The organism is Maricaulis sp., assembly GCF_030149515.1.
Taxonomy (GTDB): domain Bacteria; phylum Pseudomonadota; class Alphaproteobacteria; order Caulobacterales; family Maricaulaceae; genus Maricaulis.
This window is the reverse complement of record NZ_JASBRI010000007.1, coordinates 73,382-87,061: the sequence shown is the minus strand read 5'-3', so window position 1 is coordinate 87,061 and position 13,680 is coordinate 73,382. Positions and strand designations below refer to the sequence as shown.

The 13,680-nt window shown below is 63.8% G+C and carries 11 protein-coding genes; 3 read left to right on the top strand and 8 right to left on the bottom strand.

Annotated features, from left to right (window positions below; translation table 11 throughout):
* Positions 1-117 precede the first annotated feature (117 nt).
* Positions 118-2,202 carry a TonB-dependent receptor gene (locus Q1U94_RS03590; RefSeq protein ID WP_300542019.1) on the top strand — a complete coding sequence of 695 codons (2,085 nt, stop codon included), beginning with the start codon at positions 118-120 and terminating at the stop codon, positions 2,200-2,202.
* 116 nt (positions 2,203-2,318) lie between these two features.
* On the opposite strand, the gene Q1U94_RS03585 is transcribed toward Q1U94_RS03590, so the two are convergent.
* The gene (locus Q1U94_RS03585) at positions 2,319-2,735 is read right to left on the bottom strand and encodes a flagellar FliJ family protein (protein WP_300542017.1); all 417 of its coding nucleotides are present in this window, start codon (positions 2,733-2,735) and stop codon (positions 2,319-2,321) included.
* The gene (fliI, locus tag Q1U94_RS03580) at positions 2,732-4,075 is read right to left on the bottom strand and encodes a flagellar protein export ATPase FliI (RefSeq protein ID WP_366917252.1); all 1,344 of its coding nucleotides are present in this window, start codon (positions 4,073-4,075) and stop codon (positions 2,732-2,734) included. Before fliI ends, Q1U94_RS03585 begins: the two co-directional genes overlap by 4 nt.
* 528 nt (positions 4,076-4,603) lie before the next feature.
* On the opposite strand from fliI, the gene ctrA reads away from it, so the two are divergent.
* Positions 4,604-5,299: a response regulator transcription factor CtrA gene (ctrA, locus tag Q1U94_RS03575; protein WP_300542013.1), complete on the top strand. Its 696-nt coding sequence runs from the start codon at positions 4,604-4,606 to the stop codon at positions 5,297-5,299.
* A gap of 132 nt (positions 5,300-5,431) precedes the next feature.
* On the opposite strand, the gene Q1U94_RS03570 is transcribed toward ctrA, so the two are convergent.
* From Q1U94_RS03570 to chpT, 6 genes are all read right to left on the bottom strand, one after another.
* Positions 5,432-6,268: a protein-glutamate O-methyltransferase CheR gene (locus Q1U94_RS03570; protein WP_300542011.1), complete on the bottom strand. Its 837-nt coding sequence runs from the start codon at positions 6,266-6,268 to the stop codon at positions 5,432-5,434.
* A gap of 2 nt (positions 6,269-6,270) precedes the next feature.
* A complete protein-coding gene (locus tag Q1U94_RS03565; protein ID WP_300542009.1) occupies positions 6,271-7,446 on the bottom strand; it encodes a chemotaxis response regulator protein-glutamate methylesterase in 1,176 nt (391 codons plus the stop codon).
* An 11-nt stretch (positions 7,447-7,457) separates the two neighbouring features.
* Positions 7,458-7,832, bottom strand: a complete 375-nt coding sequence (locus Q1U94_RS03560; protein ID WP_300542006.1) for a response regulator — start codon at positions 7,830-7,832, stop codon at positions 7,458-7,460.
* A gap of 16 nt (positions 7,833-7,848) precedes the next feature.
* Complete coding sequence (locus Q1U94_RS03555; RefSeq protein ID WP_300542004.1) at positions 7,849-8,337, bottom strand: chemotaxis protein CheW; 489 nt, start codon at positions 8,335-8,337, stop codon at positions 7,849-7,851.
* Positions 8,334-11,123, bottom strand: a complete 2,790-nt coding sequence (locus Q1U94_RS03550; RefSeq protein WP_300542002.1) for a chemotaxis protein CheW — start codon at positions 11,121-11,123, stop codon at positions 8,334-8,336. The genes Q1U94_RS03555 and Q1U94_RS03550 overlap by 4 nt, the downstream gene beginning before the upstream one ends.
* Positions 11,124-11,230: 107 nt before the next feature.
* Positions 11,231-11,902 carry a histidine phosphotransferase ChpT gene (gene chpT, locus Q1U94_RS03545; RefSeq protein ID WP_300542000.1) on the bottom strand — a complete coding sequence of 224 codons (672 nt, stop codon included), beginning with the start codon at positions 11,900-11,902 and terminating at the stop codon, positions 11,231-11,233.
* A 236-nt stretch (positions 11,903-12,138) separates the two neighbouring features.
* Between chpT and Q1U94_RS03540 the strand changes: the two genes are divergently transcribed.
* Positions 12,139-13,617 (top strand): M23 family metallopeptidase, encoded by a 1,479-nt coding sequence (locus Q1U94_RS03540; protein WP_300541998.1) that lies wholly within the window; start codon positions 12,139-12,141, stop codon positions 13,615-13,617.
* The last annotated feature ends 63 nt before the right edge of the window (positions 13,618-13,680 follow it).

Here is a 13,680-nt window from a genome sequence, read left to right as displayed (position 1 = left end):
AATACCCCCTGGGAATTTCCTGTGCTTCTTAGGAAGAATTCTCACTTGCATTCGCAAAACGCAAGAGGCAGAAGACAGGAAAATTGAAAGTCATTCGCACTCGCAGGAAACAGCCCAATGAAATCCGTGTTGCTGAGCGGCGCCGCCGCCCTTGCCCTCGCCACTCCCGCCTTCGCCCAGGAAATCTCCGGCGACGATGGCGTCGACATCATCGTCGTCGAGACCACCAAGACCGGCCTGGACGCTTTCGTCTATCCGGGCATGACCGCGACCGTCGACGAAGAGGCGCTGGACCTGCTCCGTCCTGTCGATCTGGACGATCTCCTGCGCACCGTACCGGGTGTGGAAGTCTCCGGCGGCCCCCGCCACACCGGCCAGACCCTCTCGCTGCGCGGCCAAGGCCGTGAGAACACGACACTCCTGCTCGATGGGGCCCGCCAGAACTACAATTCCGGACATGACGGCGTGTTCTTCGTCGACCCGGCCCTGTTGATCGGTGTGGAGGCCGTGCGCGGTCCGGCTTCCTCACTCTATGGCTCCGGCGCCTCCGGCGGCGTCATCGCCTTCCGCACGGCCAATGCACACGACCTGCTCGACGCTGGCGAGACCTGGGGGTACAGCCTGGGCGCCGGCTATCGTTCGGTCGACGAAGAAACCCGCGCCTCGGCCAGCGCCTACGGCCGCCACGGCACGCTTGATATGCTCGGCTCGATCGCCCGCCGCAACAGCGGCGATATTGCGCTGGCCTCCGGCGCGGATCTTCCGGCCGACGACGAGAGCCTCTCCGGTCTGTTCAAGATCGGCAACGATTTCGCCGAGGGTATCCGTGCCGAGCTGAGCTGGCAGACCTTCGACGGTGAAGCCGTCGAACCGAACAACGCCCAGGGGGTCGGCGCCGTCGGCTCACTCAATGCACTGGCCCGGAAGGATATCGGTGCGGACAATCTGACCTTGAACGCCAGGATCGCTCCCCCGTCGGTCGACTGGCTGGACCTGGATCTGACTGCCTACCGCAATGAAACCGGTGTCGACGAGCTGGAACTGGTTTCCGGCCGCCGGTTGCGGCGCGATCTGGAGACCTTCGGCGTCCGCGGCGACCAGCGCTTCGCATTCGATCTGGGCGCCTACCGGACCGCCCTGACCGTAGGCGGCGAATACTATGAGGACAGCCAGGACGGTTTCGACAGCAACGATCCGAACGGCACGCGAGGCGGGGCACCGGATGCCGACAGTGAATTCCTGGCGGGCTGGGCCCAGCTGGAAATCGACGGCCCCGCCCCCTTTGGCCTGCCCGGGCGCGTCATCGTCCTGCCCGGCATACGCTACGACGAATTCGAGACATCGACACCGACCACATCCGCAGTGACCAATGACGCGACGTCGCAGCGCCTGGGCGTGACCTATGCGCCGATCGACACGTTCAACATCTTCGTCAGCTGGGGCGAGGCCTTCCGTGCGCCGTCGATCAACGAACTGTATCTGGACGGCACCCATTTCTCGCTGCCGCACATCATCCTCGGCCCGCCGGTCTTCATCTCCAACGAATTCATTGCCAATCCGGACCTGCTGCCGGAGGAGACCGAGACCCTGGAAATCGGTTTCGGCGTAGACCTGGCCGACCGGGTCGGCGCTGACCGGCTGGACCTGCGCGCGTCCTGGTACGAGACCGACGCGGAAAACCTGATCGACCTTTTCGTTGACTTTGCCTTCGATCCGACCTGTTTCGCACCGCCCTTCTTCTCGCCCTGCTCGGCCGGGACCACACAGAGCCGCAATGTCGGGGCGGCCGAGCTGACAGGCTACGAGGTTCAGGCCAGTTTCGCGGAAGGTGCCTTCGCGATGGACGCCTCGCTGACCGGTATAGATGGAGAGGATGTCGCGACGGGCGCGCCGCTGGGCACGCTTGCGCCGACACGCCTCTTCATCGACGGCCGCTGGACACTGGACAGGCACCGGCTGATCCTGGGCGGACGCATCCAGGCTGCGGACGCCTACGACGCGCCGGTGGACCCCGCCCAACACCGCGCCGGCTATGTGGTGACGGATATCTACGCCAGCTGGCAGCCCTTTGCCGAGCACGGCCTGAGCCTCAATGCGGGCATCGAGAACGTGCTGGATCACGATTACGATCGCGTGTTCGCAGATGTCAGCGAACCGGGCCGGTCCGTCCGGTTCGATGTGAGCTGGTCGCAATCGTTCTAGGGGGCATCTGGCCCTGACGTCTCCGGGGTTTCGGCCCCGGCGAACCTCGTAGGTGGGAAACTACGTACACTCAGGTCCCGGACCGGTGGTCCGGGACCTTCTTTCTTGCAGCCCGTTCAGTTCGGCCGGCGGTGCCGGATCTGGGCGATCTCGTCGAGCTCGTCCTGCTCGGCCGCGCGCACGGCCTGTTCGATCCGTGCCAAGCGCCGCTCTTCGAGCAGTTCGTATTTCTTCAATTCCTGGAAGGCTTCCGACAGGCGGGCGCGCAAGGCATCGGCCTGCACTTCCACCTCGTCGAGCGAGGCGCGGATGTTTTCCTTCCGCTTGATCACGGCCTGCGCATAGGAGCCGTAGGCCAGATAGCCTTCCTTGGACTCCGTCGCAGCCGCCTGTTCCTCGGGCACCGACGCTTCGAGCCGCTCGATCTGGTCGATCAGCGACTGGCGGGACCGGTCCAGTTCCGCCATTTGCTTCTGGAGTTCCTCCACCTTGAACCGGGCCAGCCGGATCAAGGGTTCGTGCGAGCGAGTCATGAGCGCTCTCCTTCACCACCACCCAAAATCTCGGACAGCATCGCGAAGGTCGCCGGAATGTCCGCCGCCTCGTCTTTTTGCTGTCCCAGAAACGCTTCCAACGGTTCGTTGAGAGCGATTGCCCGGTCCACATCCGGGTTCGATCCGTGGGTGTAGGCACCCAGGCGGATCAATTCTTCCATGTCGGCATAGGCCGATAACAGCTTGCGTGCCTCGGCCACGAGCGGCCGGTGCGGCGCGTCGTAGACCTCTGGCGCAGTCCGGCTGACGGACTTCAGCACGTCGATCGCGGGATAGCGGCCGCGTTCGGCAATCGCGCGGCTCATCACCACATGGCCGTCAAGAATGCCGCGCACGGCATCGGCGATGGGCTCGTTGTGATCGTCGCCATCGACCAGCACGGTGAACAGGCCTGTGATCGACCCCTGCTTGCCACCGTCATGACGCTCCGGGCCGGGTCCGGCCCGTTCCAGCAGCCGCGGCAGTTCGGCGAAAACAGAAGGCGTGTAGCCACGCGTCGTCGGCGGCTCGCCGGCGGCCAGACCAATCTCGCGCTGGGCCAGGGCGAAACGGGTGACGCTGTCCATCAGGCACAGAACGTCCTTGCCCTGGTCCCGGAAATATTCGGCGGTCGTCAGGGTCAGGTGCGCGGCCTGGCGGCGCGCCAGGGCGGGCGCATCGGAGGTCTCGGTGATCACAACGGATCGCTTGCGGCCTTCCGGACCGAGCACATCCTCAACGAATTCGCGGGCCTCGCGACCCCGCTCGCCGATCAGGCCGATCACAATGACGTCGGCGTCGCAGGCTCGCGCCAGCATCGACATCAGGACCGATTTGCCAACGCCTGAACCGGCGAAAATACCCAGGCGCTGGCCACGCCGCATGGGCACAAAGGAATTGAGAACACGAACGCCCAGGTCGAGACGCTCGCCCAGGCGCGCCCGTCCGTGGGCGCCCGGCGGATTTCCCTTGAGCGGATAGGGGCTGGCGCCCTCGCTCAGGGGACCGTGATTGTCCAGCGGCCGTCCGAAACCGTCCAGGACGCGCCCCAGCCACGAGACCGAGGGCCGGACGCGGGCGGCGTCAGGTTGCAGGCGGACACGGGCACCGGGGCGCACGCCCTCCAACGGCCCGAAGGGCATCATCAGGGCAGTTTCGCCGCGAAAGCCCACAATCTCGCATTCGGCAGTGCCCTGCCCTGTCTCGATCAAGGCATGCGCGCCCAGGCAGAGACCGGCCTTCGGCCCCTCAGCCTCGACGAGCAGGCCGTTGAGCGCAGTGATGCGGCCTTCCAGCACGCGATCGTCCAGGCGCTCAATGCGATCGATCAGGGTCTGCATCATTAGGGGCTGTCCGCCTCTTCAGCGTGCCGCACATCTGCCAGCACACACTCACCATACACCCGAGCCGGTTGCCTTGGTGTAAACACCCGGCATTTTTTGCACGCTGGCGACGCGGTGATTTCCGTAAGGGTCCGGAACCGATTCCCGATTCGTGTCCTGCGAGTGCAAAATTCAGATGTGGAAAAGAATTTTCGCGACCGCGGCTTCGCCGGCGGCCTGATTTTCGTTGATTCAGCGCGCTTTGGGCACGTCTGGCAGGCTATACTTTATGCGTGTTATATTTGATCAATCCACAGAGTTTTTCGGACGTTCGGGTATTTCCGCACGCACTAACCCCTGAATGGTCAACACGATTTTCAATTCAAGCGTGTTGCGAAGAATCGGCGAGATTGACGATTCCAAAACGAGGTCAAGCCGCAGTTAACTTTCGTTAAGGGTTTCCGCCTAGCGTCCAAATAAGGTTAATCACGAGGTGAGGCCGGACGGCACTGATTCGTCCGGTAAGCGAAAACCGGAGGCGAACCAATGCGGGTTCTTCTTATTGAGGACGATCGGGCGACGGCCCAGTCCATCGAACTCATGCTGAAGTCGGACGGCTTCAACATCTACACAACCGATCTGGGCGAAGAAGGCGTGGATCTGGGCAAGCTGTATGATTACGACATCATCCTGCTCGACCTGAACCTGCCGGACATGCCGGGCTTCGACGTCCTCAAGACGCTGCGCATGTCGAAGATCGACACGCCGATCCTGATCCTGACCGGCAATGCCGACATCGACAACAAGGTGCGCGGCCTGGGCTGTGGCGCCGACGACTATATGACCAAGCCCTTCCACAAGGACGAGATGATCGCGCGCATCCACGCCATCGTCCGCCGCTCCAAGGGCCATTCCCAGTCGATCATCCGCACCGGTTCGATCGCCGTGAATCTCGACGCCAAGACGGTCGAGGTCGAAGGCCAGCGCGTGCACCTGACCGGCAAGGAATACCAGATGCTCGAGCTGCTCTCCCTGCGCAAGGGCACGACACTCACCAAGGAAATGTTCCTCAACCACCTCTATGGCGGCATGGACGAGCCGGAGCTGAAGATCATCGACGTCTTCATCTGCAAGCTCCGCAAGAAGCTCGCGGCCGCCACACAGGGGGAACACCACATCGAGACGGTCTGGGGACGTGGCTATGTGCTACGCGACCCGGTGGAAGAGAAAGCCGCGTCCTGATCCGGCCTCACATCTCGACCTGAGAAAACCCGGGCCTTGGCCCGGGTTTTTTCGTGCGCCGCCCCCTGCGGACACAGAAAAACCCCCCGCCGCTGGCAGGGGGTTTTCATGGTCTGGCTGCGAAATGAGCGATCAGGCCGCCTGCGACTTCGCGACACCGGACCGGCCATAAAGCCCCCGCCGGCCTTCCACCGGCGCATAATCCTGCGACAGGCCGACGACGGTCTCCGCAGCTCCCATCACGAGATACCCGTCGGTCGCCGTCTGCGCCGCCAGGCGTGTCAGCACGCGCTTCTTGGTGTCCGCGTCGAAATAGATCAGCACATTGCGGCAGAAGATGACGTCAAACGTGCCCATCCCGTTGAAATTGTCGAGCAGGTTCTGCTTCTGAAACGTCACCATCGAACGCAGGTTCGACTTCACCCGCCACTGGTCGCCATTCTGGTCGAAATGCTGCACCAGGCGCTGGATCGGAAGGCCGCGCTGCACTTCGAATTGCGAGTAGACACCGGCCTTGGCTTTTTCCAGGACACGCGGCGCCATGTCGGTGGCAATGATCTCGAAGCGCAGATTGCCCAGGCGCGCGCGCTCCTCGTCCAGGATCATGGCCAGGGAATAGGGTTCCTGACCGGACGAACAGGCCGCACACCAGATGCGGATCGTGCCACTATTGCCGCGGGCGCGCGACAGCACGGGCAGGATTTCCTGCTTGAACAGGTCGAATGGCGTACTATCGCGAAAGAAGAAGGTCTCGTGCGTGGCCAGTGCCTCGGTGATCGCCCACAGAAGCCGGTCGGCGCTCTCGCGACGGGCCGCCGCGATCAGGCCCTCGATCGAGGGGAAGCCTTCCGCCCGGGCCAGAGGGGCCAGACGGCTCTCCAGCAGGTAACCCTTGTCGGTCGACAGAACGAGACCGGAGCGCTTGTACGCTTCGGCGGCCACATATTGGATGTCCTCGGTCTTGATCATGCTCACATTCCGTTTTTCGCGCACTGGACGATGCCGGCGCCGATCTTGGCCAGGGGCAGTATTTCATCCGCCAGGCCCGCTTCGGCGACCGCGCCGGGCATGCCCCAGACGACGCTCGTTGCCTCGTCCTGGGCGAGGATGGTGCCACCGGCATTGCGCAGGAACCTTGCACCCTCGCGGCCATCATGGCCCATACCCGTCAGGATGACGCCGAGCGCCTTGCCGCCAGTCGCCTCGCTGACAGACTGGAACAGCGGGTCGACGGCAGGGCGGCAGAAATTTACGGGAGGTGTCTGGTCGAGCACCGCGTAAAATCCCGCCGCATCCTTGCGCACCGTGAGATGAAAATCCCCCGGCGCGATATAGATCGCACCACCGCCCAGGCGTTCGCCATCCTCGGCCTCCTTGCAACGAAGCGAACAGGCTTTGGAGAGATGTTCCGCCAGGATCTTGGTGAACAGCGCCGGCATATGCTGGGCAATCACGATCGGCGCACGCAGATCCGTCGGGAAGGCCGCAACGACGTCGCGCAGAGCCTGAGGGCCTCCCGTCGACGAGCCAACAGCGATAATCTCGGGCCGGCAGATATGCTTTTGCGTTACGCCGCGCGATGCCGGAGGCTGGGCGACCGGCGCGTGCGCCTTCCTGGCCGGGGCCGGCGGGGCGGCCGGCGGCACGGAAGTGCGGGCAACAGGTGCCGGCGGGGCCGGCACATCCTCGGCTGTAGGAACTGGCGGGATCGGCCGCGGCGCGAGTGCCTTCAGCTTGGTCAGCAGATCGCGCCGAAACTCCTCGGCGCCCGCCAGGCGGCCGGCCTGGGGTTTGGGCGCATAGTCGGCAGCCCCCATCGACAAGGCCCGGATCGTCACTTCACCGCCACGGCGGGTCAGTGTCGACGCCATCACGACCTTCGCACCCGGCACCGTCTTCAACAGAAGCGGTAGCGCGGCGAGGCCGTCCATCTTGGGCATTTCCACGTCAAGCACGATCAGGTCGGGCTTGTATTCCTCGGCCTTTTTCAGGCCCTGTTCGCCGTCGACAGCGGCTCCGACCAGGGTGAGATCCGGATCTTCGTCGACCCAGCGTGTCATCAGACCGCGCGCCACGGCGCTGTCGTCGATAACGAGAACTTTGGCGATAGAGCTTGCGGGAGCGCCGCTTTTGGCGAGTTCCGGCATGGGAAACTCCCTTAAGAGGCGCGCAGCAATCCGGTCTGCTGGAACTTCGATTCGATAATGTCACCGTCGAACGGTTTCATGACGTATTCGTCGGCACCGGCGCGAAGCGCTTCGGTGATGTGCGCCATGTCGTTCTCGGTCGTGCAGAACACCACCACCGGCTTGTCGCCGCCTTCTTCGCGGCGCAGCGCCTTGACGAAGTCGAGCCCGTTCATCACCGGCATGTTCCAGTCCAGCAGAACCGCGTCAGGCATCTGCTTGCGGCACGCCTCCAGGGCTTCGGACCCGTCCGCCGCCTCAACACAGTTGAAGTCGAGCTCTTCGAGAATTTTTCGTGCGACCTTCCGGATCACCCGGGAGTCGTCCACGACGAGACAGGTTTTCATACCTTTCACCCCTAGCTTAAGCCGCTTCGTTCTTGCGGGCCGCCGTTCCAATGACGGCTGACACATCGAGCACGGCGAGCAGTTCCTTTTCCAGCCGGTGCACACCCTTGACCATGGACCGCCAGCGGGCGTCGACATGGGCGGGAACCGGTTCCAGCTCCGCCCTCGGACGACGAAGCACCTCGCCGACACTGTCCACGATAAGTCCGAATATTTCGTTCCCGCGCTCGACGCCTAGCGCCATGCCCGTCTCGGTCTTCTCACGCGGAGTGAGACCGAGGCGGCGGCGCGCGTCGATGGCCGTAACGATACGGCCGCGCAGGTTCAAAAGCCCGGCGACCTCGTCGGGGGCCAGAGGCACATGCGTGACCGATTGCGGCGCAAAGACCTCGCGGATCTGGTCGACCGGAGCCCCGAAGAGCTGATCACCGATGCGCACCGACACATACTCGTTCATCGCTTCGGCGCTGAGTTCGGAACTGTCGCTGTGGTGATGCGTGGTCATGCCACTTTCTCCTCATGGGAAAACTGGTCGAGGGCGGCAATCAGCGCGCCGCGGTCGGAGCGGGGCAGTACTGCCGTCAGACCGTCGGCCGGCGTATCGTCCGGCCAGTCTGTAACACCGAGCGCCGGAAGATCGGGCCAGAAGCCTTCCTTACGGATCCGGTCGATGCCGCCGGGGTCGCCGACCAGCGCATCGAAGGTCTCGCCAGCTTCAGCAATCACCTTCACCTCATGCAATCCGCCAGCCGGAGTCACGTCATAGCCCGCAGCCGCCAGCAGCGGTGCGATCATGCGGCGCGCAAACGCGTCGGCGTCGACCAGCAGCACCTTGCGGCGGCGCGAGGTCGAGCGGCGCTGAATGTCGCCAGCGCGCGACTGGTCGAGATACCAGGCGATATCGACGACGTCGGTCGCCTTGCCCTTGATGATGGCGGAGCCAATAACGCCCTGCTTGTCCGAAGACATCTGCAGATCGACACGCTCTTCCACCACATCGACGATCTGGTCGACCGCGAGGCCGATGGCGGTATGGTTTTCGGCGAAGACCAGAACCGGCTGGCGCTGGCCTTCCACACTGCGGATTTCCGAGCTCAGCGGTACGATCGGCATCAGGCGGCCACGATACTGCACAACCTGGCGACCATTCGTCGTTTCGATCGTCGCCGGATCGAACTCCTCCAGACGTGTGACCAGGGCGAGCGGGACCGCCTTGGGTTCCTCGCCGCCGGCTCGCACGAGGAGCAGGCGCTGCGTCTGCTGATCCAGTTCGGTCACGGTGGCGCTCGACAGATCGTAGGCAGCATCTTCTTCCAGTGCCGAGACGATCTCTCCGGCCAGGCCGTTCGGATCGAGAATCATGATCACCGAACCGTCGCCCAGAATGGTGGCTCCGGAGTAGGCCGATACATTGCGCAGGGATTCCGAGAGCGGCTTCACCACGATTTCCTCGGTATCGAGGACATTGTCCACGACAAGGCCGACATTGCGGCCGCCGGCATCGAGCACCACCACGAAGGCAGCTTCGTCTTCGCCTCCGCCATAGGCTTCTCCAACGCCGAGCACGTCATGCAGGTCGACGATCGGCATCAGCCGGTCGCGAAGGCGCATGACGCGGGCACCGTGGAGTTTCTCCACCGTATGCTCCGATCCGGCACCGACGCGGACCAGTTCGCGGACGGCGAGTTGGGGAATGGCGAAGCGCTGTTCGTCACAGCCCACGATCAGGGCCGAAACGATGGCGAGCGTAAGCGGAATCTTGATCGAGAAATGCGAACCCCGGCCTGTCGTCGAGGATACGTCGATGACGCCGCCGATTTGCTCGATATTGGTGCGCACCACGTCCATGCCGACGCCGCGGCCTGACAGATTGGTCACCTTGGCAGCCGTCGAGAACCCGGCGGAGAAGATGAAACGGTGGATCTGCGCATCCGTCATCCGCTCCAGCTCTTCGTGCGTGGTCAGGCCCTTCTCCAGAGCCTTTTCGCCGATGCGCCGGGTGTCGAGACCTTTGCCGTCATCGGCAATGGAAATGATGATGTGACCGCCTTCATGATAGGCGGCAAGCTTGATTGTGCCCTTTTCCGGCTTGCCCGCCTTGGCCCGCTCGGCCGGCGTCTCCAGACCGTGGTCGGCGGAGTTGCGCACCATGTGCGTGAGCGGGTCCTTGATCAATTCGAGGACCTGGCGGTCGAGTTCGGTGTCCTGGCCCTCCATGACCAGTTCGATCTTTTTGCCAAGATCGGTGGACACATCGCGAACGATCCGCGGCAGCTTGCGCCAGGCATCGCCGATCGGCTGCATTCGCGTCTTCATGACGCCGTCCTGCAATTCGCCGGTCACGGCGGACAGGCGCTGCAGCGGGCCTTTCAGCTCGTCATCTTCCATCCCGCGGATGGTCTGCATCAGCTGGTTCCGCGTCAGAACGAGTTCCGACACAGTGGTCATCAGGCCTTCGAGCACATCCACGGTAACACGAACAGTCTGCTGAACGCGCGGTCCGCCTTCGCCAGCGCCGGCATCTTCACTACCCTTGAGCTGGGCCACGGCCGTCTGCAGGGCCTCTTCCTTGCTCATGTCGGCCGTGATCAGGCTTTCCTTGCCGGCATTGGGGTCATTGGCCGGATCGACCTCGGCACTCATGAAGGCGGCTTCGAGCTCGGCAGCGGATACCTCGCCAGGGCGCAGCTCGCGGCCCAGTTCCGGATCGAAATCGCCAGCGCCGAGATGCTCGACCTCGGCAGCCGCGGGCGTTTCCTGGGCGGCAGGGTCACTATCCGCATCGACATCGGCGTTCTGGAAAGCCGCTTCAAGATCGGCAAGCGAAACCTCGCCCGGGCGCAGTTCGCGGCCGAGATCATTGTCCCAGTTTTCCGGAGTAGCCGCCTCCGCCTCGTCGGCCGTATCTTCCAGCCTGCCCATCGCCGCATCTTCCAGGCGCGCGATCAGTTCGGCGTCTTCGCCGGCCGGTTCCTGTCCTGTCGCTTCAAGCGCTTCAAGCAGCACCTTGATCTGGTCGATCGCCTGAAGCACGAGCGTGACCATCGGCGGGCTGACGGTCAGTTCGCCATCGCGGAATTTTCCCAGCAGGGTCTCGCCGGCGTGCGCGACGGCTTCGAGGCGCGGCAATCCGAGAAAGCCGCACGTACCTTTGACGGTGTGCAGGAGGCGGAAAATGTTATCGAGAATGGCCCGGTCGTCGGGATTGTTCTCGAAGCGCACCAGCTCCGTGTCGATGACATCCAGGCTCTCGGCCGTTTCCGTCAAAAACTCGCTGATGAGATCATCCATGGCATGCCCCGTACGGTCTTGATTCCACCGCACCGTGACAGGCCTTGGTTAACGGACTGTTGGCCGCACCACGGGGTCTTGGAATACGATATGACCGGGAACAGGCATCATCCGATCATGCCTTCCGGCGGCTTTACGAGGGCCTGAAATTCGACGCGCTCCCCGTCGGCATGCGCGCTCACACGCCCTCCGGCACCCCGGGCAATGAGGGCCGTATAATAGGGCTGGATGGAGCGGCCGTCGAAACCGTGTTCCGGCGCCTGGCCCTCCAGAGCCAGGGCGGTACCCTGTTCCAGCCGGGCCCGCGGCCCCTCGGTGACCACACGCAGCCGCGCTCCTCCGGCCGAACTGGTCGCCTCGACCGTCACCGTGCCACCACGCGGCGCCGCATCGACCCCCAGCGTACACAGATTGAGCAGAAGGCGGGCCGCCGCCTTTTCCAGGCCCGCCGCCTCGACCTTCCAGACTATTTCGGGCTTGTAGGCCTGATACATGTTTTTCGTCAGCCGATGCAGTTCGCGTGTGTCGAGCACGCCCGGTGCCGAGCCGCCCGCACCGAAGGCGAGCCGCGAAAACTCCAGCTTTGCCTGGGACTGGCGTGCGCTTTCGCGGACCAGGCCCATGGCATCCTCATGCATCTCAACCGACTCGTCGTCGTCCAGAACGCTGAGCGCTGCCCCCAGCGCAGACACGGGGCTGACAAGGTCGTGACACAGCCGGGCGCAGAGCAGGGCTGCCAGCTGTTCGGCGGTGAGTTCGGAAGGAAATTCATCAAGCATGGTGTTATGGATACACGATTCTTTTCGTGTCTCGCGCGTTTTCGCAGCACGCGATTTGTCCCACGCGCGGAAAGGACTTGGCAACCGGATCGGTCCAAGACATGATTCGGCCCCGGTTGGAGGGGGCACTCAAACCGCGCGGTCTGGACATGATCCGGGCCGGACGGTGCGAGTTTTGCTAGACATACCGTGTGAACCACGTGTCATTCAACGCTGACCGGAGTATGGACACCGACATGTCCGGATTTGACGTATCCCGCGCCGATGCCCATCGCACCCGCGGCCTAGTGGCCGTGGCCAGCCTGAGCCTGTCCGCTCTGCTCCTGATCGCCCTGATGACGGGCCGTGAGCCGCAGAGCGATGCCGCCACCATCGAAACAGCCGGCGTGCTCGACGCGCCGCTCATCGATACCGATCTCTTGTCCGTGGAGATGGGCAGTGTCGCACACCGGGACATCGCGGCCGCGCCGCCCGGCATGACACCGGTCACGGCCCTGGACCCGGTCGCCCTCAACGACGCTGCCTTCACCGACTGCACGCGCTGCACGACCACGATCCAGGTCGAACGCGAAGTGCCCCGCGGAGGAACGCTCGCCGGCCTTCTGGACGATGCCGGTATCGACCGGGTCGAGGCCGCGCGCGCCGTCTCCGCACTGAATACCGTCTACGACCTTCGCTATCTGCGGGCCGGCGAACGCATCCGGCTTTATGTCGAACCGCTTCCGGACAACGGTGAAGCCGAGGCGGATGTGCGGCTGAACGGCCTGTCCTTCCGTCCCGACGTGGAGCGTTCGATCACGGTGGCGCGGACCTGGAACGACGAATACCGCGCCCGCGAGACAATCGCCCAGTTCGACCGGGAAATGGTGCGCGCGACAGGCGACATCACCACATCGCTCTATGTCGATGCCCTCAATGCCGGCGCCACCGACCGTGTGGTCGTGGAACTGGCGGGAGTGCTGGCCTACGCCATCGACTTCCAGCGCTCGATCCAGCCGGGCGATGAATTCGACATCGTCTTCGAGCGTTTTGTCGATGAGGAGGGCGAGACCGCCCGGACCGGCGACATCCTCTACGCACGTTATGAAGGCCGCGGCGAACCGAAGGAATTTTTCCGCTTCGAAACGCCGGACGGCATTATCGGCTATTACAGCGCCGACGGCGCCAGCGCCCAACGGCTGCTCATGCTGACACCGATCAACGGCGCGCGCCTGTCTTCGCATTTCTCGCGCGCCCGCCGTCATCCTATCCTGGGCTATACACGCCGCCACAACGGCACCGACTTCGCCGCTCCGCGCGGTACGCCGGTTTTTGCAGCCGGCAATGGCGTCGTGGAACGGGCCAACCGTTATGGCAGTTTTGGCAATTACGTCCGCATTCGCCACGCCAACGGCTATCAGACTGCCTATGCGCACCTGAACGGTTTCGCCCGCGGCATCCGGGCCGGATCGCGCGTGTCCCAGGGCCAGGTGATCGCCTATGTCGGCACGACCGGCCGGTCGACGGGACCGCACCTGCATTATGAAGTCCATCACAATGGCACGCCGGTGAACCCGATGACGCTGGATCTGCCGACGGGCCGCCAGCTGAATGCCGACGAAATTCCGCTCTTCGAGGCCGAACGGGACCGCATCCTGGCGATCCGCGACGCCGCCCGGCCGGCCGCAGACACGGACCAGCCCATGATGGCCGACGCCGGAAACGGGGCGCAATAGGCCCGAATTGATTCAACAATTGTTGAAATAAGCATGGGGCTGCGCTAGCTCTTGGCGCCTGAC